General features: G+C 33.3%; 21 protein-coding genes and 2 pseudogenes. 3 read left to right on the top strand and 20 right to left on the bottom strand.

Annotation, left to right across the window (positions count from 1 at the left end):
- Position 1: 1 nt before the first annotated feature.
- A complete protein-coding gene (locus MN187_RS03570) occupies positions 2–313 on the bottom strand; it encodes a rhodanese-like domain-containing protein (RefSeq protein ID WP_117974037.1) in 312 nt (103 codons plus the stop codon).
- A 184-nt stretch (positions 314–497) separates the two neighbouring features.
- On the opposite strand from MN187_RS03570, the gene MN187_RS03565 reads away from it, so the two are divergent.
- Positions 498–1,310: an NUDIX domain-containing protein gene (locus tag MN187_RS03565; protein ID WP_242094312.1), complete on the top strand. Its 813-nt coding sequence runs from the start codon at positions 498–500 to the stop codon at positions 1,308–1,310.
- A gap of 21 nt (positions 1,311–1,331) precedes the next feature.
- Positions 1,332–2,021, top strand: a complete 690-nt coding sequence (locus MN187_RS03560) for an alpha/beta fold hydrolase (protein ID WP_242094310.1) — start codon at positions 1,332–1,334, stop codon at positions 2,019–2,021.
- Positions 2,022–2,060: 39 nt separating this feature from the next.
- Here the strand turns inward: MN187_RS03560 and MN187_RS03555 are convergent, their stop codons facing one another.
- From MN187_RS03555 to ppdK, 3 genes are read right to left on the bottom strand one after another with little or no spacing between them, the layout of a single operon-like run.
- Positions 2,061–2,891 carry a pyruvate, water dikinase regulatory protein gene (locus MN187_RS03555; protein ID WP_242094308.1) on the bottom strand — a complete coding sequence of 277 codons (831 nt, stop codon included), beginning with the start codon at positions 2,889–2,891 and terminating at the stop codon, positions 2,061–2,063.
- Positions 2,878–3,510 carry a helix-turn-helix transcriptional regulator gene (locus MN187_RS03550; RefSeq protein WP_079345118.1) on the bottom strand — a complete coding sequence of 211 codons (633 nt, stop codon included), beginning with the start codon at positions 3,508–3,510 and terminating at the stop codon, positions 2,878–2,880. Before MN187_RS03550 ends, MN187_RS03555 begins: the two co-directional genes overlap by 14 nt.
- A gap of 13 nt (positions 3,511–3,523) precedes the next feature.
- Positions 3,524–6,160, bottom strand: coding sequence for a pyruvate, phosphate dikinase (gene ppdK / locus MN187_RS03545; protein WP_242094306.1), 2,637 nt, complete (start codon positions 6,158–6,160; stop codon positions 3,524–3,526).
- A gap of 175 nt (positions 6,161–6,335) precedes the next feature.
- Here ppdK and MN187_RS03540 point away from each other — a divergent pair, with 175 nt between their 5' ends.
- On the top strand, positions 6,336–7,193 hold the full coding sequence (locus tag MN187_RS03540) for a YitT family protein (protein WP_242094304.1): 858 nt from the start codon (positions 6,336–6,338) through the stop codon (positions 7,191–7,193).
- Positions 7,194–7,232: 39 nt separating this feature from the next.
- Here MN187_RS03540 and MN187_RS03535 read toward each other — a convergent pair whose 3' ends face one another.
- From MN187_RS03535 to uvrA, 16 genes and pseudogenes are all read right to left on the bottom strand, one after another.
- The gene (locus MN187_RS03535) at positions 7,233–7,481 is read right to left on the bottom strand and encodes a KH domain-containing protein (protein WP_117974027.1); all 249 of its coding nucleotides are present in this window, start codon (positions 7,479–7,481) and stop codon (positions 7,233–7,235) included.
- A gap of 13 nt (positions 7,482–7,494) precedes the next feature.
- Positions 7,495–7,770 (bottom strand): 30S ribosomal protein S16, encoded by a 276-nt coding sequence (rpsP, locus tag MN187_RS03530; protein WP_117974025.1) that lies wholly within the window; start codon positions 7,768–7,770, stop codon positions 7,495–7,497.
- 819 nt (positions 7,771–8,589) lie between these two features.
- Positions 8,590–9,324, bottom strand: a complete 735-nt coding sequence (locus MN187_RS03525; RefSeq protein ID WP_158559468.1) for a potassium channel family protein — start codon at positions 9,322–9,324, stop codon at positions 8,590–8,592.
- 560 nt (positions 9,325–9,884) lie between these two features.
- Positions 9,885–10,238 (bottom strand): phage holin family protein, encoded by a 354-nt coding sequence (locus tag MN187_RS03520; protein ID WP_117974019.1) that lies wholly within the window; start codon positions 10,236–10,238, stop codon positions 9,885–9,887.
- Positions 10,238–10,558, bottom strand: a complete 321-nt coding sequence (locus tag MN187_RS03515) for a PspC domain-containing protein (RefSeq protein ID WP_117974017.1) — start codon at positions 10,556–10,558, stop codon at positions 10,238–10,240. Before MN187_RS03515 ends, MN187_RS03520 begins: the two co-directional genes overlap by 1 nt.
- Positions 10,559–10,576: 18 nt before the next feature.
- A complete protein-coding gene (gene liaX / locus MN187_RS03510; protein ID WP_117974015.1) occupies positions 10,577–12,076 on the bottom strand; it encodes a daptomycin-sensing surface protein LiaX in 1,500 nt (499 codons plus the stop codon).
- Positions 12,077–12,261: 185 nt separating this feature from the next.
- Entirely contained in the window at positions 12,262–13,566 is a 1,305-nt protein-coding gene (locus tag MN187_RS03505) for a murein hydrolase activator EnvC family protein (protein ID WP_158559467.1), read from the bottom strand.
- 136 nt (positions 13,567–13,702) lie between these two features.
- Positions 13,703–14,116, bottom strand: a pseudogene (locus MN187_RS03500) (argininosuccinate lyase); the annotation flags it as partial.
- Positions 14,107–14,692 (bottom strand): annotated as a pseudogene (locus MN187_RS03495) (argininosuccinate synthase domain-containing protein); the annotation flags it as partial. The pseudogenes MN187_RS03495 and MN187_RS03500, both read right to left, overlap by 10 nt.
- Before the next feature lie 191 nt (positions 14,693–14,883).
- Entirely contained in the window at positions 14,884–15,561 is a 678-nt protein-coding gene (phoU, locus tag MN187_RS03490) for a phosphate signaling complex protein PhoU (protein ID WP_117974011.1), read from the bottom strand.
- A gap of 37 nt (positions 15,562–15,598) precedes the next feature.
- On the bottom strand, positions 15,599–16,351 hold the full coding sequence (pstB, locus tag MN187_RS03485; RefSeq protein ID WP_117974009.1) for a phosphate ABC transporter ATP-binding protein PstB: 753 nt from the start codon (positions 16,349–16,351) through the stop codon (positions 15,599–15,601).
- 11 nt (positions 16,352–16,362) lie between these two features.
- Positions 16,363–17,172: a phosphate ABC transporter ATP-binding protein PstB gene (gene pstB, locus MN187_RS03480; protein ID WP_117974007.1), complete on the bottom strand. Its 810-nt coding sequence runs from the start codon at positions 17,170–17,172 to the stop codon at positions 16,363–16,365.
- A 13-nt stretch (positions 17,173–17,185) separates the two neighbouring features.
- A complete protein-coding gene (gene pstA / locus MN187_RS03475; protein WP_117974005.1) occupies positions 17,186–18,070 on the bottom strand; it encodes a phosphate ABC transporter permease PstA in 885 nt (294 codons plus the stop codon).
- Positions 18,070–18,990 (bottom strand): phosphate ABC transporter permease subunit PstC, encoded by a 921-nt coding sequence (pstC, locus tag MN187_RS03470; protein ID WP_117974003.1) that lies wholly within the window; start codon positions 18,988–18,990, stop codon positions 18,070–18,072. Before pstC ends, pstA begins: the two co-directional genes overlap by 1 nt.
- A gap of 29 nt (positions 18,991–19,019) precedes the next feature.
- A complete protein-coding gene (locus MN187_RS03465) occupies positions 19,020–19,862 on the bottom strand; it encodes a phosphate ABC transporter substrate-binding protein PstS family protein (protein WP_117974087.1) in 843 nt (280 codons plus the stop codon).
- Positions 19,863–20,107: 245 nt separating this feature from the next.
- Positions 20,108–22,930 carry an excinuclease ABC subunit UvrA gene (gene uvrA, locus MN187_RS03460; protein ID WP_242094302.1) on the bottom strand — a complete coding sequence of 941 codons (2,823 nt, stop codon included), beginning with the start codon at positions 22,928–22,930 and terminating at the stop codon, positions 20,108–20,110.
- Between the last annotated feature and the right edge of the window lie 11 nt (positions 22,931–22,941).

Genomic DNA, 22,941 nt, shown 5'->3' with positions numbered 1-22,941 from the left:
ATTACTTATATCCCCCTTTCAATGTTCCATTCCACATCATCATGCCACCTTCAATATTGTAGGCATCATATTTTTGACTAACTAGGTATTGTGTGGCACGTTTACTTCTAGGACCTGATGCACAAACCACATAAACCGTTTTTCCTTTTGGTTTATATTGTTGAAGCGTATCCAATGGAACATTTTTTGCTTTAGGTATATGCCCTTGAGCAAATTCTTCTGGACTTCTCACATCTATTAATTCAATCGGTTTTTTCAACTTTTCTTGTAATTCTTGTGCTGAAATACTTGGCACTTTCTTAAATAAAAACATATATTCCTCCTAGATATTTGCGTCTTACACAACTAATATACCCCCTACCCTATAAAAAGAAAAGTAATCTGCTCACTTTTTTAATGTATTTTTTACCTATTTCAATGTAAATAGCTTTCAAATTGATTTGAATCTGATAAAATAGAAACAGATTAGTAAGTATATAAAGAGAGGTAATTAGATTATGTCGACTTTCGACAAAAAAACAACAGAACAGCACTACTATGAAACACAAGTTAGTGAAGAAGAATATTTAAAATGGTACAAAAAACAACATTTCCCTACACAAGATATGCCATCTGTTACCGTGGACAATGTTTTATTTTGTTATAACAAAGAACAAGATGCACTAAAAGTATTGCTAATAAAACGTAATACACATCCTTTTAAAGACTCATGGGCTTTACCTGGTGGATTTGTTACACCAGGAGAAGCAACTGCTGATAGTTGCATTAGAGAAACGAAAGAAGAAACAAACGTTGAAATAACTCGGGAACATGTAGAACAACTTCACACCTTTAGTACTCCTGGACGCGATCCACGTGGATGGGTGATTACAGTCAGTTATCTAGCTTTTATTGGAGAAGAACCTCTTGTTGCAGGAGATGAAGCGGCAAAAGCATCTTGGTTCGATTTAACACGTGAGGGAAATTTGTTATACCTTACCAATCATCTTGATGCAAACATCTGTGTTAATTTAGATACTGGTGAATCAATTGGAGAGAATTCACTAGCCTTTGACCATGCCAAAATTATTATTAAAGCCTTTAACCGTGTGTGCAATAAAATGTATCACGAGCCTCAAGTTTTGCGTGTTTTAGGAAAAGATTTTACAATTAGTGAGGCAAGAAAAGTCTATGCTAAATTTTTAGGTGTCAACTTTAAAGATATTGATCATTCAAACTTTAAAAAAGCAATGTTACCTTACTTTACTGAAATTGGAGAACGTGCAACTGGTGTTGGTCGTCCTTCAAAAATTTATGAATTAAAAGCTTAATTGATTGTGGAGGAATCTCTTATGGAAAAAATTGTTTCATCTACTGATGGTAGCCATATTTTTTACAAAATTTTAGGTCATGGCTCACCAATCTTTTTCATTCATGGAAACAGTGGCTCTCATCATGCCTTTCAAAAACAAGTTGATGCCTTTCAAAAAGACCATCAACTCATTTTAATGGACACTAGAGACCATGGAAAATCGACAAATGAAAGTAATCAACTTGATTTTCCTTCTATTTTTTCAGATATTCTAGCCATATTGGATAATGAACAAATTGAAAAGACGACAATGATTGGTTTTAGTGATGGGGCCAATATTGCATTATCTTTTGCTAACTATTATCCTGAACGTGTTTCAAAGATGGTACTGATTTCTCCAAATATAAGATTTGATCAATTAAAAAAGAGTAAGCAACTCCTTTATCGCTCCCTATATGCAGTTAGCGAACAATTATTACGTTTAAAAAAAGGAGCTAGGGTATTACGTTTAGCCATGAAAAATCTTCCTCTGACAACTAATTATCGTGAAAAATTAAAAATGCCGATTTTATTTATTTTTGGTGATAAAGATATTATCGATTTAAACAAAATGGCTCCCTTCATTGACTCATTAAAACAAGCTAAAATGGTTGTATTAGATAAAACTGGACATTCTATTTTAAAAACTAGACCTCTTTTAGTGAATAAAGAAATTAGCTCGTTTATATAAAAATTCGTGATACGCTAGCAACTGCGTATCACGAATTTTTTAATTATGTTTATATGCTTCTTCAATTAACTGAGCAGATTCTTCAATTGATCGATTTTCAACATTTATGATTATGGCACCTAATGATTCGTACAATTCGTGTGCAAAATTTAACTCTTCTTTGATTCTATCAAGTGCCACATAAGATGAGCTACCATTTAGTCCAAGTGAATCTAAACGTGATTGTCTCACACGCATAATATACTCTGGACTAGCTGTTAAGCCTATGACTGGCACCTTGTTCAATTGGAATAATTCTTTTGGAATTGGGACTTCTGGTATCAATGGTAAGTTTGCGACTTTGACCGAACGATTAGCTAAATACATGCTTAGTGGTGTTTTAGATGTACGTGAAATCCCTAAAATCACTAAATCTGCTTTTCTAAACCCTTTTGGATCTTTCCCATCATCATATCTCACAGCAAATTCAATCGCTTCAATTCGTTTAAAATACTCCTGATCCATTAAATAAAGTGAGCCACTTTCATGACTTGGTTCCATATGTGTTCTATGTGATACTTTTGTCATTAATTCTGTCATGTAATCAACATATTCAAGACCCGTACTTTTAGCAAAATCGGCACAAACTTTATTTAATTCACTATCAACTAGTGTTGTCACCACAATCGCTTTTTCATTTAAAGCATCAGCTAATATTTGCATTAATACTTCTTTTGAATCCACAAAGGGAAATTTTTTAATATCATAGTTTTCAAGTTTTGGAAACTGTGCTAATACGGCATTTATAATGCGCTGGGCTGTTTCTCCAATTGAATCTGATATAACAAATAGTTGTAATTGCTTAAATTTACTCTCTCTAAAGTTGTTCATGTTTTAGTTCTCTCCCTAACTTAATAAAGTGCTGTACCACTTTTGTTTTTGATAATTTACCAACGACTTGATTGGTTTCTCGGCTTAATACGGGTAGTGAATCAATTTCATGGGCGCTCAATAAACTACCTGCCTCTAAAATGGTCATATCTGGGTAAGTAACCACGAGATTAGGCATACGAGTCATAATAATCGCAATCGCTAAATCTAAATCTTGATTATTTAACAAGCTTCGTAATAAATCTTTTCGTGATACCAAACCGATTAAGTCCTTTGATTCTTCATCAATGACATAAAGTGACCCACAATCATACATAAATAGGGATGTGGTAGCATCTTTAATTGTTGTATGAGGATAGATAATGACAGGATTTGACATGACCTCATCCACTTGGACATCAAATAAATGTTCTTGTAATAATGGATCAAATGGTAATCCTGAATAGATATAGCCTACTTTTGGTCTGGCATCAAGAATTCCTGTCATCGTTAACACAGCTAAATCACTTCTTAATGTTGGTTTAGTTAATCCTAATTGTTCTGCGATTTTATCTCCACTAATTGGCTCATTCGTTTTGACAATCTCGATAATCTTTTTTTGTCGCTCACTTAGTTCCACAAAGACACCTCTTTTATTCGTTATTAGACGCACGGCAGATGGTACTTTGAGCTGCTGCAATATAAGCAATCGGAATTCTGTATGGTGAACATGACACATAATCTAAGTTAATGTCATCAAAGAATTCGATTGATGTTGGGTCGCCACCTAATTCCCCGCAAACACCAATTTTTATATTTGGTGTTGTTGAACGACCTTTTTCAACGGCTGTCTTAATTAATTCTCCCACCCCACCTTTATCAATTGTTTGGAATGGATCAACTGGTAACACGCCTTTTGAAACATATTCGTTAATATATTTTGCTGCATCATCTCTTGAAAAACCAAACGTCATTTGCGTTAAGTCATTTGTTCCAAAACTAAAGAAATCCGCAGTTGTAGCAAGTTGATCGGCAATTAAACAGGCTCTAGGTAGTTCAATCATTGTCCCTATACGGTAAAAGACATTGATATCTTCTTCTTCCATCAAAGCATCTAGATACAATTCAATTTTTTCTTTTAGTTCACTTAACTCTTTTGTTGTTCCTACTAATGGTATCATAATTTCAGGTGTTACGTCTAAACCAGTTTCACGTTTCATCGCAATGGCACTTCGAATAATCGCTTCACTTTGCATAATGTAAAGTTCGGGATACGTCATACCTAAACGACAGCCACGGTGTCCAAGCATTGGGTTCACTTCATGTAATTCTTTCAAACGACGTTCAATTTCATTTTTACTCACATTCATCTCTTGAGCTAAAAGAACAATATCTTCTTCTTTCGTTGGCATAAACTCATGCAATGGTGGGTCTAATAAACGTATAACCCCTGGCAAGTCATTTAATGTCTCAAATATTTCTTTAAAATCATCCATTTGATAATCTAAAATAACTTTTAACGCTTTTTCACGTTCAATATAGCTATTTGATAAAATGAAACGTCTCATTTGAATCAAACGTTCTGCACCAAAAAACATATGCTCTGTACGAATCAGTCCGATACCATCTGCACCAAAGTACAGTCCTGTTTTGATATCACTGACTGTTTCAGCATTCATTCGCACATCAAGTCGAGCATACTTTTTAGCCCAAGCCATAACTGTATCGAAATAGTGAGAGGTCCCTGTTACTTCCACTTCTAATTCTCCAAGGTAGATAACACCATTAGAGCCATCGACTGAAATCACGTCACCTTCGTTTAATTGACCTCCCGGATACACCACACGTTTTAAAAAGTCATCAATTTCTAACTCGCTACATCCAGCGACACAACATGTTCCCATTCCACGAGCAACAACTGCTGCGTGAGATGTCATACCACCACGACTTGTGACAATGGCCTCACTTGCTACCATTCCTTCGATATCCTCAGGAGACGTTTCTTGACGCATTAGAATGACCTTCTCACCTTGTGCTGCCCATTCTTTTGCTGTTGCTGCATCAAAACAAACTTTCCCAACAGCCGATCCAGGACTAGCTGGTAACCCAACGTCAGATACCTTTACTGCTTCTTCTAAGGCTACTTTTGAAAACTCTGGATGAAGTAAATGACTAATCATATCAGGATTTAATGTCAGTAAAGCATCTTCTTCTTGAATTAATCCTTCTTCGACCAAATCAACGGCAATTTTCACACTGGCTTGTGCAGTCCGTTTTCCATTTCGTGTTTGTAAAATATACAATTTCCCTTTTTCCACAGTAAACTCGATATCTTGCATGTCACGATAATGTTGTTCTAACAAATGAGCTAGACGAGCAAATTCCTCATAAACTTTAGGTAGATCATTTTTTAATTTTTCGATTTGTTCTGGCGTACGAATACCTGCTACAACATCTTCACCTTGTGCATTGATTAAGTACTCACCAAATAATTTATTTTCACCAGTCGCTGGATTTCTTGTAAAGGCAACACCTGTTCCACTGGTATCTCCACTATTTCCAAAGACCATTAATTGAATATTAACAGCTGTTCCAATATCGTCTGGAATATGGTTTAACTCGCGATAAATATGAGCTCTCTCATTGTTCCAAGAATGAAAGACTGCTTCAATCGCTAAATATAATTGTTCTTTCGCAGATTGCGGAAACGGTTTCTTTTTAATTTCCAAAATAATACGTTTAAATTCAGTTACAATGCTCTTTAAATCATCACCAGTCAACTCACTATCTAATTTTACCCCGTGTTTTTGTTTGTAAAATGTTAAATAGTTTTCAAAATACTGCATATCAATCCCAAAGACAACGTTTCCAAACATTTGTAACAAACGTCGATAACAATCGTAGGCAAATGCTTCGTCCTCTGTTAATGAAGCAAGTTGTTCTACTGTTTCATCATTTAACCCCAAGTTTAAAATCGTATCCATCATACCCGGCATTGAGAATTTTGCTCCACTGCGAACAGAAACAAGTAATAAATCGTTATCGCCTTCAAATGATTTATTGGTTTTCTTTTCTAACAAACTCAAATGCTCATCTATTTCTTTTTTTAATTCATCTGATAATTCTTTTGTTGTATTTAAAAATGACATACATGCTTCAGTCGTAATAGTAAACCCTGGTGGGACTGGTAAGCCTAAGCGTGTCATTTCAGCCAAGTTTGCTCCCTTACCACCTAATAGGTCTTTCATATCTGCATTGCCTTCATCAAACTGATATACTTGTTTTAACACACTAATACCTCCAATTAACTTTTATTAATACATATTATTTATTATATAGTACGTCATATATAAAATCAATAGATAATTAATAGGTTTTATTAGAATGTTCATTCACAAATTAATGTAAAACTACTTTAAAAAATTTCTGAAATAAGTTACGATATATTTTCAAGGAGGAGTCAATATGGTACAAACTTTACAAAAAAAGATGGGGACACGCTTTAGTGATACCTTATTTATTGTCATTGGAACACTTTTTGTTGCATTTGGTTTCAATGCTTTTTTATTGCCCAATCGAATTGTGTCTGGAGGAATCAATGGATTAACTATTATTTTATACGAGACACTTCATTTAACACCCAGTATTGTGTTATTTTCAGTTAACTTTGTGTTGCTGACACTATCTTTCTTTTTATTAGGGAAAGAAATTTTTTTCAAAAGTATTTTAGGCAGTTTTCTTGTGCCATTATTTGTGTCATTACTACACGGTGTGGCTCTAAGTCATATTGAGCCTATTTTAGCTGCTATTTTTGGTGGGATTACAGTTGGTCTTGGTGTTGGTTTGGTCTTTTTAGGAAAAGGCTCAACTGGAGGAACTGCCTTAATTGCATTGATTGTCCAAAAATATATTCCAATTAAATTAGGAATTATTTTAGGAATTTGTGATGGTTTAGTTATTTTAAGTGCTCTTTTTGTGTTTGATGTGCAGGCGGTTTTGTTTGCTCTTATTGCATTATATTTAACTAGTCGTATGGTTGACACTGTCCAAGTTGGTCCTGAATCATCTAAAAATGTCATGATTATTTCTAATAACTATAAAAAAATTCGAGAACAGATTATTTCTGATTTAGACTTAGGGGCTACTCTTATTTCTATTGAAGGTGGCTTAAATCTTGAAGAGAAGAAAATGATTATGGTCGTTATTCAGGAAAATCAATTTATCGCACTAAAACAAGCAATACTAGATATCGACGATGAAGCCTTTGTCGTGGTTACAAGTGCTCATGAGGTTGTTGGTAAAGGATTTACTGCTTATAGATGACAAAAAAGCAAGCGTTAGATTAACTCTAACACTTGCTTTTTAATTGTTGTCATCTAGAATGTTTAAACGAATTCTCTTAGAATGATCCGTACGAACACTGTAAACAATTGTACGAATTGCTTTCGCCACACGACCTTGTTTTCCAATGATACGACCGATATCTTCTGAAGCTACTGTTAAATTGTACTCCATAAATTCCTCAGATTCTTCTACATCTAGGTGAACTAAATCGGGTTGACTAACTAACGGACGGACAATGGTTAATACCAAATCTTTTACATCAGTCATTCATAAGCCCACCTTATTTTTTAGTATATTTAGCTTCGTGATGTTTTTTCATGATTCCTTCACGAGATAAAATGTTACGTACTGTATCAGAAGGTTGAGCTCCTTTTGATAACCAGTCTAAGATTAAGTCTTCTTCAACTTTTACTTGAGCTGGATCTGTTAATGGGTTGTAAGTTCCCACTACTTCGATGTAACGTCCATCACGAGGTGAACGAGAATCTGCTACTACCATACGATAAAAAGGTTTCTTTTTAGAACCCATACGTTTTAAACGAATTTTAACTGCCATTATTAAGGCACCTCCAAAAATTTTTTGATTTGTTTTAATCACAAAGCATAGTTTAACAGTTTTAATTACTCTTGTAAAGTGTTTTTTCTTTACAGGTTAATCTTTTTTATTTAACCCAAATTTTATGTCGTAGGCTTCCTTTAAAGAGAGCCTTGAAACCGTCACACTACTCATTTCTTCTAAAGGTAGATTAAGGAATAATTCTTTCTCATCACCATTATCTAATGGTAGTAAAAATAATCCTTCCGCTAATAATTGACCTCTTTCTATGATCTCTTCTGATAAAAAACGACAATCCGCTTGATTTATTTTTAGATACCTTGTTTGATCTTTCGTTCCAGTCTTTCGGTCAAAAAATAATTCTAATTGACCATTTGATAGGAAGAAAATACGATCTGCATACTACTCCAAGTTATCCAACAAATGGGAAGTGATTATAATCAGTTTTCTTTCATCTCTTTTTTTATCATAATGATTGAAATAAGTGTCACGTTTGTTGGATCTAGTCCATCCATCACCTCATCCATCGACATAATCGTTGTCTCATATCAAGTGACTAATTACCTATTAAATCATTAATATAATATGACATATTCAATTCATTAATTAACTCTTTAATGGATATATTTAATTTCCCAATCTTTTTATACATCATTAAATGCTCTAAATCAATTTTATGATTATAAAAACCTTGCCGGTCTAACATCTTTATTTTTTTATAAAGTTTAATTTGCTTCAATTTTGTCATATTTCATTATTTAATTATATCATAATATAAAATAAAACAGCCTCGTATAAAAAATCGAGACTGTTTGTTTATCATGTTTTAGTATTATCTATTTTTTGTTGTTTCTTTTTTTCTAATGTTAACCAAGCTTCAATGATTTCTAAATCTTCCTTATTAAACGATTTTTGTTTTAGTAATTCTTCAATGACATCATCTGCTTTTTTATGATTGGGCTTCTTAGAATGACTAATAATCCGCGTTAAGTTACTAGTAAAAGTTGAAATAATTCCAACACCTAAGACCATTAATATCCCACCGACAAGTCTTCCTAACCCAGTTTGAATCATAATATCCCCATAACCAACAGTTGTGACAGTCTGCATCTCCCACCAAATCAAATCCTCATAATTTGTAATATTAGGCTCGATCCATAGTAACGGTAACGGTAAAAAAATAAAAATAATCAAAAAAGTATTAAAAAGTTTTCCTGTACCTGTTTCTCTTAATTTCAAAAATACAGGTAATAAATACCGTTGTCCAAGCGAAGTGATTTGTATACTCTGCATGATAAGCGGAAAAAATTTTACCAAACGAAATGCATGATGAAATGGGATAATCGCAATAAAATCTAAAAAATGATGTTTTAAATAATCCCTTTTATTATCGGTTTTCCATAATGTATAAAAACTATCTAAAGCAAAAATAAGCAATATTATGATATCTATTATTTCTTTGTATTGAAAATTAATAACATTGATAACTATTGAAATAATAATCAATAGAAACATCATGAGTAAATAAATTTTTTTTAATTTTTGTTGGTTCATTACTCTCTCCCACATGATTAATCTTTAACATTAAACAACTGTTCTTAGAAATTGAAAAGGATGATCATCTCATCTACTGATAAATTAAACAGGTTCATACTCTCCTCTATTTACAATAGTTCTAGCCTATCTCATATACACTGATAGAAAAATAATAAAATAACTTTATAGTAAAAATCAAGTTTTGTTTTTACTTTAGATTATCTATAAAATTTAACAGTTGGTTACATATTTTTCTTAGCGGTTGCTAACATCAATCGAATACGATTCAATCGATGATTGCACATCTATTTTAGCAAATACCCCACATCTGGAAGCGATTGGGTAAATGGTATGTTTTTTGCCAACCCATTGACACCATTACCATCAGTTTTTAAAAGAGTTTCCATCTGACTTTCTTTATCTGTTCTTATAGTTCATTTTCAAATTTTTTTCATAAATACCAGTTTAAATCAAAAGACATAAAAAATCTAGCAAAGAGATAAACTAACGGATAATCATATAAATAAACAAAAAAGCATACAGTGTTAACACACTATATGCTTCACTATCATACAATTTTAATATCTATCGACATGTCTATTAATCACAATGGAATTAATCAATGAAAGAAGTAGCGAAATAAATACTGCTGCTCCTAAACTAGAGAAAGCAAAGTTTTGTTCACCGACAATCACAGATGTGAATTTTAACATCATCCCATTTATCACGAAACTAAACAAACCAAATGTTATGAGTGTAATAGGTAGTGACAAGATATGTAATATGGGTTTTACTAATACATTTAATGCCGATAAAACAACACTTGCCACAATGGCTATCATAAAACTATTAACATAAAACATGGAAGGAAATAATACAGATAATGAGATGAACGCCAACGTATTAATAATTAGACGTTGAAAGTATGTCACTAAAAGTCACTCCAGTCATCTTCTTCTACTTTTTGTGCTTCTTTTCTTGGTCGTTTTGCTTTATATTGTTTAGATGATTCTTCATAATTATAACCGCCATATCCTTCATATGGAGAACGTGGTCTACTTTGTTTATTTGAACCTGGAACAATTAAGGCTAGCAAAATATATAAAATAATTGGTGAACCTAGTGTAAACATTGATAAAATCACATAAATGATTCTTACCAAGGTTGGATCGATATTAAAATATTCTGCAATACCTGCTAATGTTCCTGTTAAAACAATATTATTACTTGATTTTGTTAGTTTTCTTCCCATTTTTTTTCACTCCATCTATTAGTCATTATCTTTCAAGTAAATACTTCCTGTTGTCGTATTTAAAGATAATTGAACCATATTATCATCTTGTCGAACAAATTCAACCATTTGATTCATTCGCTCTTTCTTTTCTTTTAAAATATCAATGTTACTAAAACGATTTTTAATTGAGCCAAAATTCGTTTGGCAATCTGCTTGAATACCTGCTTGTTTTGCAAGGGAAACTTTGATGTCTCCATTTACCACAGTTGCTTTAATTTTTTTTGTTTTTAAATCATTTGAAGTAACTTTTACTGCGCCATTAATTAATGATACATTAGTATGCTCAATAACGGATTTACTGATTAATTCACCGTTAACAGTTTGACCAATAAAATCTACAATGTCACTATCTTCTACTTGAATATCACCATTAACACCTTCAACTTCAAGCATAGTTGCTTTAATATTTTTTACCTTCATTTTACCATTTGTTGATTTGAGGAAAATATCACCCAGTAACATATCTTCAACTTTAATATCGCCATTTAACATTTTCACTGACACATGATCAAATAAATGTTGTGGTAAATAAAAATCTAATTCACAACTTAGTCGTTTGTTTGGTACTTGAAATGAAATGTTTTCTTCATCTACAACAATTTCACTACGCTCAATGAATGCTTCAAATGGTGTGTTATTGTTTAATTTACCATAAAACTTAATGTTTGCAACGATCTTAACATCTGGTTGGTTCCATGTTTTAAATTTAACTTTACCATTTGCTACTTTGACATCAATCAACGTAGCTGTACTATTTGGATAAAGAAATTCATGTGTAAAACTATGAGAACTTACACCAGGTACTTTGATATTCACGTCTTTCCATTCCACATTATCAGAAACGGTAGAACTAACCGCATCCACTGTTTTTTTCAAAAAATCACCAAAGTATTTACCTGCTTCTTCTACTTTACCAGACGCATGGTTTATTTTTTGATTGGTTTGTTCTTTCCAATCTTTTGGAATATCAAACCCTAATATTTTTTCTGTTTCTTGTGCATCACGACGCTCTTTTTTTATCGATTTTAATTCTTCATTTAATTCTGCTTTGTCATTAGATAATTGAATATCTGTTTCTTTTAAATAAGCTAAATCTTTTTTTAGTTGCTCTCGCTCAGCTTCTTTTTCAGGAGTCAATGTATCTAAATCTTCCATTGTATCAAAGACTGTCAGTTGTTCTTCAATTTCTCGAATATCTTGTCTTAATCCTTGAATTTCAACTGTTAATTCATCATATTCTACAGATTTTCTATTTTCTTCTTCTGCTAATTTTTCTAACACTCTTTCTAATACTTTACTATCATTGTATCCTGTTTTGGATTGGCTTTCTGCTGATTTATAATTTACTTGCTTGGCTTCATTATCAATTAATTTTTCATCTTTTTCTGTGGCAATATTTTCTAATAATACTAATGCCTCATCAGTTGTTAAAATACCTTTTTTAACTAAGTCTAAAATTCGTTCACGTTCGTTCATTATATATCCTCCTCTTAACTTCTTTATCTATCACATTACTAACCTACACTCATATTATGTCTTATTTTTAAAGAAATGTCATAGGACTTGAGTTGGATTTATTCCTGTATACCAAGACTTATTCGTTTATCATTCTAAAAAATAAAAACCTTAAAATAAATTTTAAGGTTTTTATAGCTTACTGACTAAAAGGATAAGATAGACGTTGGATTAATAAATCCACTCCATAAACTAGAACTAATACCAAAATGTAAATGGGCTCCTGTTGAATTTCCTGTTGATCCGACTGTCCCAATTGTGTCTCCTGCGTCAACTACTGAGCCAACACTTGTACCGATATTTGTCATATGCATATAGTATGTATACAATCCATTGTCATGTAAAATAATCACGTGATTACCAGCACTTGGATGATAACTTGCTTCCACTACTTGACCAGCTCTAGATGCCAATATTGGCGTTCCTGCTCCAGTAGCTAAATCAATTCCATCATGATGATCTCCTGAGTAACCAGTTGGATCCGTTCTGGAACCAAACCCACTCGTTATCGTATACCCTCCAGAAAGTGGCAATGAGAAGCCATCTTGACTTGGTAGTGAGATTGTTTCATTTTTGTCTTCATCTGTTTTGGTATTATTATTACTCTTTCCAATCGCACTAGATTGCTTAGAAATGGAAAGGCTCGATTGAGCTTCTAATTGTTTAGCTTCTGCTTCTTTTTGTTCTTTTTCACGTTGTTCTTGTAACGCTTTTTTAGCTGCTGCTTGTTTATCCGATAATTCTTTCAAACGTTTTTTATTTTCTTCAGAAATACGTTTAGCTTCTGCTTTTTGTGATTCATATGCAGATTTATTATCTGTTTCTTTTGATAACTCTTTTAAAATTTTATCTGCCAAAGCAACTTGCTCTGCTTTACTTTTTTCTAATTTTTCTTGTTTTGTTTTTAACTCTTTAGCAGTCTTGTTAACATCAACAACTTTTTTATTTAATGTTTCTTTTTTCTTAGCTAAGGTAGCTTGATCTTTTTTTTGTTCATCCATAATATCTTTATTAGCTGAGACTAATTTAGAATAGGCTACTGTTCGACTAAGTGCATCAGATATTGATTCTGACTCTAAGATAACATTGACCAAATCTTGATCTTCCCTATTTAACTGCATAGAACGAGCTTGACTTTCTATTTGTTTGTTCCGCTTATTAATAATGATTGTTAAATCATCTATTTCTTTTGTTAATGAATTAATTTCTTTTTCTAATGATGCCTTTTCTTCTAACACCTTATTGATATCTTTATCCAATTTAGCAATAGTTGAATCTAAATCAGATAGCGTTTTATCTGATGCCTGTTTCTTTGCATTTAACTCATCTATTTTTTTTTGAGAGTCCTCTATTTTTTTATCAACACTCTCAGCATGAATAACAGCCGGACAAACAAATCCAGATAGAGTTGTTGTTAATAAAGTAAAGGCAATCATTTTTTTAAATCTCATGTATAGTCTAACTCCAATTCTATTTCTATTTATTATTTTCATTGTAAACTATAACATAAATTCATCATAAAAAGGTTACAAAAAAATGACATTTTTAATCATATTGTCTTCACCCGCCAACTATTATATGAACGCTTTACTCACTTGATAGCGTTGATTTTGCCAGAGAAATTTGATTCTTTACTTGTTCAAAGCCAGTTCCACCAAGACTATTCCTTCGTTTCACAGCCGTTTGGGACTGTAACACGTCATATATATCCTTATCTATTAAAAGAGATAATTCTTGGTAACGAGTTAGAGGAACATCTTGTAAATAACAACCAGCAGTAGCACATTCTAGAACAAGTAACCCTAAGATTTCATGAGCTTGTCTAGATGGTACTCACTTAGAAGCTAAATAATCTGCCAATGCGGTTACATGAGAACAATCTTTTTCAGCTAAATAAAGCATTTTTTCTTTATTGAGTGTCATGGTTTCCAACATATCTGTCAAAATAACCATTGACACACCCATTGTCTCAATAGTATCAAACATGCCTTCTTTGTCTTCTTAACAGTGGCTCTCCTCTTGTATAATTTCACTTTTGCGGTTCCATTAACTACTTTTTGTGTTTCTTTAATGTATGCTAAAATCGCTTGTATCGCTGGATTAAATCATAATGCATTGTCTATTAAATTAGACAATGTGTTTTCTAAAATTGGTTTAAAATGCGATACTTCGCGTACGAGTGTTCAATCTTCACTTTCTTTATGATCCGGTAAGAGTGTCATCGCCCCTAGACACTCATATGCCATCACTGTTGCATCAACTTGATGCGCTAATTCTACTAATTTTTTTAAAATTAATAGACGACTTAAAGCCGATACTAATGGGTATTTTTGCTCATAGTAAGCATGTGTTGGTAAGGCTGGTAAGACAACATCAGTCACAAACTCTTCACGAACATCAATCACATAAGATTCAATAGCGCCAACTGTCAAGGCTTTTTCTTTAATAAATCTAAATCTTTCCCTTCACCTACATCCAAGTAAACAGCAACCACATCATACTCTTTTTTAACCAACTAATTGCTACTGATGTATCCAATCTATCTGAATAAGCTAAACCTACTTTTTCTTTTGTCATATTATATTCCTCTAATTTCTACAAATTAAATTATGTTCAATATTATCTATTTCAAGGTACCTCCTCAACATATTTATTCATAAAATAACGTAAAAATTAATATTTATTCTTAAAAGGCCATTTAAAGTGAATATAAAATCTTTAAAATATATAAAAAACACTTAGATAATAAATCTAAGTGTTTTAATTGATTATTCATCTTCATGCATTGTTGCTGCTAATTCGGATATTTTACCTGTTCTTAAGTAGATAATCCACTCACAGATATTGCAGACATAATCCCCGATACGTTCTAAATATCCAGCAACCTGTAAATAATCAGCTCCAACAATAACTGTTTCAGTATCTTGTTCCATAGCTTTAATTGAATGACGATAAATCGATTTAAAATAATCATTTGTTACTCTATCACTTTGAGCGATTTTGATTGCTTTGTCGCTATCTGTATGAATATAAGCATCCAATACAGAACTAACCATTCCCATTACATGTGTCGCCATATCAGATATTTCCTCTTCAATCGATAAAACACGTTTGTTTCCTTTTAATCGAATCGTTGCTTTTGCAATTGAAACAGCATGATCTCCCATACGTTCTAAGTCGGAACTTGCTTTCATAATTGTTACAATGCGTCTTAAATCTGTTGTAACAGGTTGTTGTAGAGCAATCATTTCAAAACTCTTCTTTTCCAGACCTAATTCCTGTGCGTTGATTTCGCTATCAGATTCAATCACATTTTTTGCTAGTGATTTATCATGGTCAATAAATGCACGTACAGAATTACTAATCGCTGTATTTACATCATTACCCATGTTTTCAAATTTATCATGTAGATTTTGTAAATCTTCTTCAAATTGACTTCTAAGCATGTCCTTCATCTCCTTCATCTTGCCTTATCTTTTTTTGTTAACCAAACTTACCAGTGATATAATCTTCCGTTTCTTTTTGTCCAGGATTTAAAAATATTTTTTTCGTTTTATCATATTCAATTAAATCACCATTTAGAAAAAACGCTGTTTTATCTGATATACGTGAGGCTTGTTGCATATTATGTGTTACCATAATCATTGTATAGTCATCTTTTAATTCTAACAACATATTTTCTATTTTTCCACTAGAAACTGGATCAAGAGCACTAGTTGGTTCATCCAATAAGATAACTTCAGGTTGAACAGCTAGTACTCGAGCGATACATACCCGCTGTTGTTGGCCACCAGACAAAGAAAGTGCGCTTTTATTTAATTTATCTTTTACATCATCCCAAACCGCTGCAGCTTTTAGACTTTCTTCCACTATACGATCTAGTTCTTCTTTAGAATGCTTTCCTTCCAATCGTAAACCATAAATAACATTTTCATAAATACTAAATGGAAAAGGATTAGGTTGTTGGAACACCATTCCAATTTGTTTACGTAGCGTGACAATATCTGTTTTTGGACTATAGATATCATTATTTTTATACGTCACTTTCCCTGTAATCGTTACAGATGGAATTAAATCATTCATTCGATTTAACGTTCTTAAAAAAGTTGACTTTCCACATCCTGATGGGCCAATCAAAGCCGTAATGCCACCTTGATCAAAATCCATCGTAATTCCCTTTAAGGCTTCATTATTACCATAATATAAGTGCAAGTCGTTTGATTCAATTATTGACATAACGTTCCTCCTTAACCAAAGTGACCTGAAACATAATCTTCGGTTGCTTGTATTTTTGGACGAGTGAAGATTTTTTTCGTTTGATCATATTCTAACACCTTACCCATGTAAAAGAACGCAGTATAATCACTAATACGAGACGCTTGTTGCATATTATGTGTTACGATGACAATCGTGTAATCTTCTTTTAAATTAATTAATGTTTCTTCCACCTTACTAGTAGAAATTGGATCTAGTGCGCTAGCTGGTTCATCCAGCAATAAAATATCTGGTTTCATCGCAATAGCACGAGCGATACAAAGTCGTTGTTGTTGTCCACCTGATAATGCTAATGCACTTTTATGTAAATCGTCTTTTACTTGATCCCATAAAGCTGCCTGTTTCAAACTTGTTTCGACTGCTTCATCCAAAGTTTGTTTATCTTTTTGTCCATGACGTTTTAAGGCAAATGTAATGTTTTCATAAATAGATTTACTGAATGGATTAGGTCTTTGAAATACCATTCCAATATGTTTTCTCATCTCATAAACATCAACTTTTGACGAATTAATGTCAATGTTTTTATAAATAATTTCTCCTGTCACTTTTGTCCCGTCGATTTGATCATTCATTCGATTTAAAGAACGTAAATAAGTTGATTTTCCACATCCTGACGGACCAATAAGAGACGTAATTTTATTTTTTTCAAATTCTAGTGATACCCCTTTAATCGCCTCATTATCACCATACCAAACATGTATATCTTTTGTTTCTAACGCCAAATTCTGTTCATCTTTATTCATTGTTATGATATGCGTATCATCGGTATTATAAGTTTTCATTTAAATCCCCAATCTAAGCTGATGTAATTTTTTTATGGAGTTTCTTACCTAAGAAACGTGCTAAAAAGTTAAATAGTAATACAGCAATGATCAACACAGCAGAAGCTCCTGCTGATACTTGAGCGCCATCTGGCATGTTACCTTCACTATTAATTTTCCAAATGTGAACAGCTAGTGTTTCTGCCTGTCTAAAGATATTTAATGGACTAGAAATGCTTAATGGGTTCCAATTAGTAAAATCAAGTGCTGGAGCACTTTGTCCAGCAGTATAAATTAATGCTGCGGCTTCACCAAAAATACGACCTGCTCCTAAAATAACGCCTGTTAAAATACCTGGTAGTGCTTCAGGAACCACAACACGTGTGACAGTTTCCCATCTTGATAAGCCAAGAGCTAAGCCTGCTTCACGTTGTGTATAATGCACAGCTTTTAATGATTCTTCAACATTTCTTGTTAAGAGGGGTAAGTTGAAAAACGTTAAAGCTAATGCACCAGAAATAATAGAAAAGCCTAAACCAGCTTGAATAACAAACACTAAGAATCCAAATAAACCAACAACCACTGAAGGAAGTGAACTTAATACTTCAATCGCTGTACGAATAACGTTAGTAAAAAAGTTTTTCTTGGCATATTCTGATAAATAAATACCAGCTCCTAAAGAAATTGGAATACTAATTAGCATCGTAATAATTAATAAGTAAAATGAGTTAAACAACTGAATACCAATCCCTCCACCAGCTTGAAAACTCTTAGATGGTGTCGTTAAGAAACTCCAACTGATATGAGGTAATCCACGACCTAAAATATACAAAATTAAACTAGCCAGGATTAATGTAATAATACCTGCAACGGCGTATAATACGCCTGTTGCTATCTTATCCGCTTTTTTTGCATTCATTATTTCAGCTCTCCTTTTTTACCAATTAATCGTGTCACAACATTAAAGAATAGAGACATTAATAGCAATAGTAAAGCTAATGACCAAAGTGCATTGTTTTCAAGTGTTCCCATAACAGTATTTCCTATTCCCATAGTTAACACACTTGTTAAAGTTGAGGCTGGTGTAATTAAGTTATGTGGCATCAGTGAAGCATTACCAATAACCATTTGAATGGCTAAAGCTTCCCCAAAGGCTCTTGCCATACCAAATACAACAGCAGTTAAAATACCTGGAATTGCCGCCCTTAGCACTACCTTATAGATTGTTTGCCAACGTGTTGCGCCAAGTGCTAATGATGCTTCACGATAATGTCTTGGTACAGATTTTAATGCATCAATTGTCATTGATGTTACTGTTGGTAAAATCATAACAAATAAAACAAAAGTTCCAGCCAAAATACCAAATCCAGACCCTCCAAATACATTACGTACAGCAGGAACAACAACAGATAGCCCAATAAATCCATAAACAACTGAAGGAATACCAACCAATAATTCAATAACTGGTTGTAATATTTTTGTTCCTAATTTTGGTGAAATCTCTGTCATAAAAACCGCTGCACCAATCGCAAAAGGCGTTGCAATAATGGCGGATAATAGTGTCACAATAAACGAGCCTGTAATCATTGGCAATGCTCCAACCAATGGTTTTCCAGAGTCACTCACAGATCCTGGGTTCCATTCTTTTCCAAAAAGAAAATCGAATAGATTTACTTTATCTTTAAAGAAGGTAGCTAAACCTTTACTCGCTACAAAATAAAAGATGGCAACGACAACGACAACAATAAATAAAATGGCAATAAAACTAATAGTCTTACCAAATTGTTCTAATTTTGCTTTTTTTGACTTTTTTAGCAATTTGCTTTGAATATCTTCCAAAATATATCCTCCTATTGAAACAACAATTTTTATTTGGAAATTTCTTTTATATTACCTTCAACATCACGCTCAACTTGCATTTGTGATACTGGTATATAACCAAGTTGAGGAACAATATCTTCTTGTACTTCATCAGTCAACATATATTCTAAGAACTCTTTTGTTAATCCTTTTGGTTCTCCTTTTGTATACATATGTTCATATGACCAAATAACCCATTTATTATTTTTAACGTTATTTTCTGTAGGTTTTACACCATCAATACTTAATGTTGCCACATCTTTTGTAACATAAGAGAAAGCTACGTAACTGATTGCGCCAGGTGTGGTACTAACGATTTGTCTAACCATCCCAGTAGAGTCTTGTTCTTGTGACCCTTTTGCTTTTTGTCCATCCAATACCCATTGTTCAAACGTGTGACGACTACCACTTCCTGTAGCTCGATTAATCAAAACGACATCTTGATCTTTTCCGCCAACTTCTTTCCAATTGGTAATTTCACCTGTAAATATTTTCCTTAAATTTTCCATTGTGATGTTTGACACACCAACTTCTTTATTAATGATTGGTGTCAATCCAACAACAGCTACTTTATGATCAACTAATAGTTTACTGTCAATTCCTTCTTTTTCTTCTGCAAACAAATCGGAATCACCTATCTGTACGGCACCGGATTGAACTTGACTTAAACCAGTTCCACTACCTCCACCTTGTACATTAATAAATTTACCTAAATGATTACTACTATATTGTTCACCAGCTGCCTCAACAAGTGGTTGCATGGCAGATGACCCAACAGCATTAATAGATTCTCCATTGTCAACTGCGCCACATCCTGTAACAGTCAATAAAAACCCTACTGATGCGATCATTTTTAACACTCTTTTCACGAATGTCCCCCCTAAATTTTTACAAAAAATTTACATATTGAAATAGTTTCTGACTTATCTCATGATAAACATATAATTTAGTAACATAAATTGCAAGTCTTTTTACATTTAATTTACAATGTAACCGCTTTACAAAAAATCTAATAAATTTATACAATTTCTTTACTTAAAATAACAAAAAACGACAAAAATTAATCTGTCGTTTTCATCATAATATATACCTCATTTTAACGTTCCATCACTTCTTTTAAATAATAGCCTGTATAACTTTCTTCTACTTTAATAATGTCTTCTGGTGTTCCAGTTGCGATAATGGTTCCACCACCATCTCCACCTTCTGGTCCTAAATCAATCACATAATCAGCCGTTTTAATGACATCAAGATTGTGCTCAATAACCAGGACAGTGTTTCCACTATCCACTAAACGATTTAGTACTTCAAGTAAGCGACTAATATCTTCAGTATGAAGACCTGTTGTTGGTTCATCCAATATGTAGAAATTTTTACCTGATGAACGTTTATGTAATTCACTGGCTAACTTCATACGTTGTGCTTCCCCACCAGATAAGGTAGTTGCTGATTGACCTAACTTCACGTAACCAAGTCCGACATCCACAATCGTTTGAAGCTTACGATGTATTTTAGGAATCGCTTGGAAAAAGTCAACAGATTCTTCCACTGTCATCTCTAATATTTCTGCAATATTTTTTCCTTTATATCTCACTTCTAATGTTTCAGAATTATATCGTTGACCATGACACACTTCACAAGGAACATACACATCTGGTAAAAAGTGCATCTCGATTTTGATGATACCGTCACCACGACATGCTTCACATCGGCCACCTTTCACATTAAAACTAAAACGCCCCTTTTTATAACCACGTGTTTTGGCTTCATTGGTTTTAGCAAACAAATCACGTATATCATCAAACACACTCGTATAAGTTGCCGGATTACTTCTTGGTGTTCGTCCAATCGGACTTTGATCAATATCAATTATTTTTTCAATCGATTCATAGCCTGTAATCTTATCAAACTTACCAGGTTTAGCTGAATTACGATTAATTTTTTGAGCCAGAGCTTTCTTTAAAATCGTATTAACCAATGTACTTTTACCAGAACCAGAGACACCAGTAACCGCAACAAATTTCCCCATCGGAAATTCAACTGATAGATTCTTCAAGTTATTTTCTTTGGCACCAGTAATTTTAACACATTCACCATTGCCTTCACGTCGTTCTGTAGGGACATCGATTTTCCTTTTACCAGATAAATATTGACCAGTTAATGAATGTGGATCTTTTTCCACTTCTTCTGGCGTTCCAGCTGATATAATTTCTCCACCTTGTTCACCAGCACCTGGACCAATATCGATTAGATAATCTGCCGCTCGCATTGTATCTTCATCATGTTCCACAACAACTAGTGTATTACCTAAATCACGCATCTTTTTAAGCGAATCAATTAAGCGATTATTGTCTCGCTGATGCAATCCAATAGATGGCTCATCTAAAATGTATAGTACACCTGATAGATTTGACCCAATTTGAGTAGCGAGACGAATACGTTGGGCTTCTCCACCCGATAATGTTCCAGCAGAACGGCTTAGCGTTAAATACCCCAAACCGACATTTTCTAAGAAACTTAATCTATCTTTTATTTCTTTTAAAATTGGCTGTGAAATTATGGTATCTTGTTCACCAAACGTTAACTTGGACATATAATTTAATGATTTATTTACTGATAAATCACTGATTTCTCCAATATGTTTCCCATCAATTTTTACCGATAAGGCTTCTTTGTTTAGTCGATAACCATGACACGTTTCACATGTTAATTCTGTCATGTATAGCTTCATTTGTTCTCTTGTATAATCACTATTTGTTTCGTGATAACGACGATTAATATTTGTTAAAATCCCTTCAAAAGGAATATCAACATCACGCACGCCACCAAACTCATTTTTATAGTGGAAATGGAACGTCTTTTCTCCAGACCCTCTGAACAATAAATCTTTTTGTTCTTTTGTTAATTCTTTAAATGGTGTATCAAAATCAATACCAAATTGTTCGCAGGCTTGTTCTAACATATTTGGGTAGTAATTTGAGCTGATTGGATTCCACGGTACAATCGCTCCTTCACGTAACGTTTTCATCTCATCTGGAACAACTAAGTCTGCATCTACTTCCAACTTAACACTTAATCCATCACACTCTGGACACGCACCAAATGGCGTATTAAATGAAAACAATCGAGGTTCAATATTGCCTACTGTAAATCCACAGTAAGGGCAAGCGTAATGCTCACTAAACAACATCTCTTCTTGTCCCATCACATCTACTAATACATAACCATCTGCCAAACGCAACGCCAATTCAAGTGAGTCAAACAATCTTGAGCGAACGCCATCTTTTATCACAATACGGTCAACGATAATTTCAACATCATGCTTTTTATTTTTTTCTAACTCTGGCACTTCAGAATTATCATAGGTTTCCCCATCAACTCTCACTCGGACAAACCCATCTTTTTTGATTTTTTCAAATACTTTTTTATGTTGTCCTTTTTTCCCACGAATGAGTGGTGCTAGAATCTGAATTCTCGTTCTTTCTTCTAACTCTAACAATTTGTCTGTCATCTGCTCTGGAGACTGACTACTAATTTTCGTACCATCATTTGGACAAATAGGCTCACCTACTCGAGCGAATAATAGCCTTAAATAGTCATTTATCTCCGTGACGGTCCCAACTGTTGAACGAGGATTTTTACTGGTTGTCTTTTGGTCAATTGAAATGGCTGGACTCAACCCATCAATACTATCAACATCTGGCTTATCCATTTGCCCTAAAAATTGTCGTGCGTATGACGACAAACTTTCGACATAACGACGTTGCCCTTCAGCGTATAACGTATCAAATGCTAAGGAACTTTTTCCTGAACCAGAAAGTCCTGTAATCACGACGAGTTTATCTCTTGGAATAGTTACATCTATATTTTTTAAATTATGTGCTCTTGCACCACGAATCACTATTTTATCATTTGCCATATACCTTATCT

This window comes from Vagococcus sp. CY52-2, from assembly GCF_022655055.1.
In the GTDB taxonomy this organism is placed as follows: Bacteria; Bacillota; Bacilli; order Lactobacillales; family Vagococcaceae; genus Vagococcus.
Note: the sequence above shows the minus strand (reverse complement) of the source record. Positions and strands in the feature narration are given on the sequence as shown.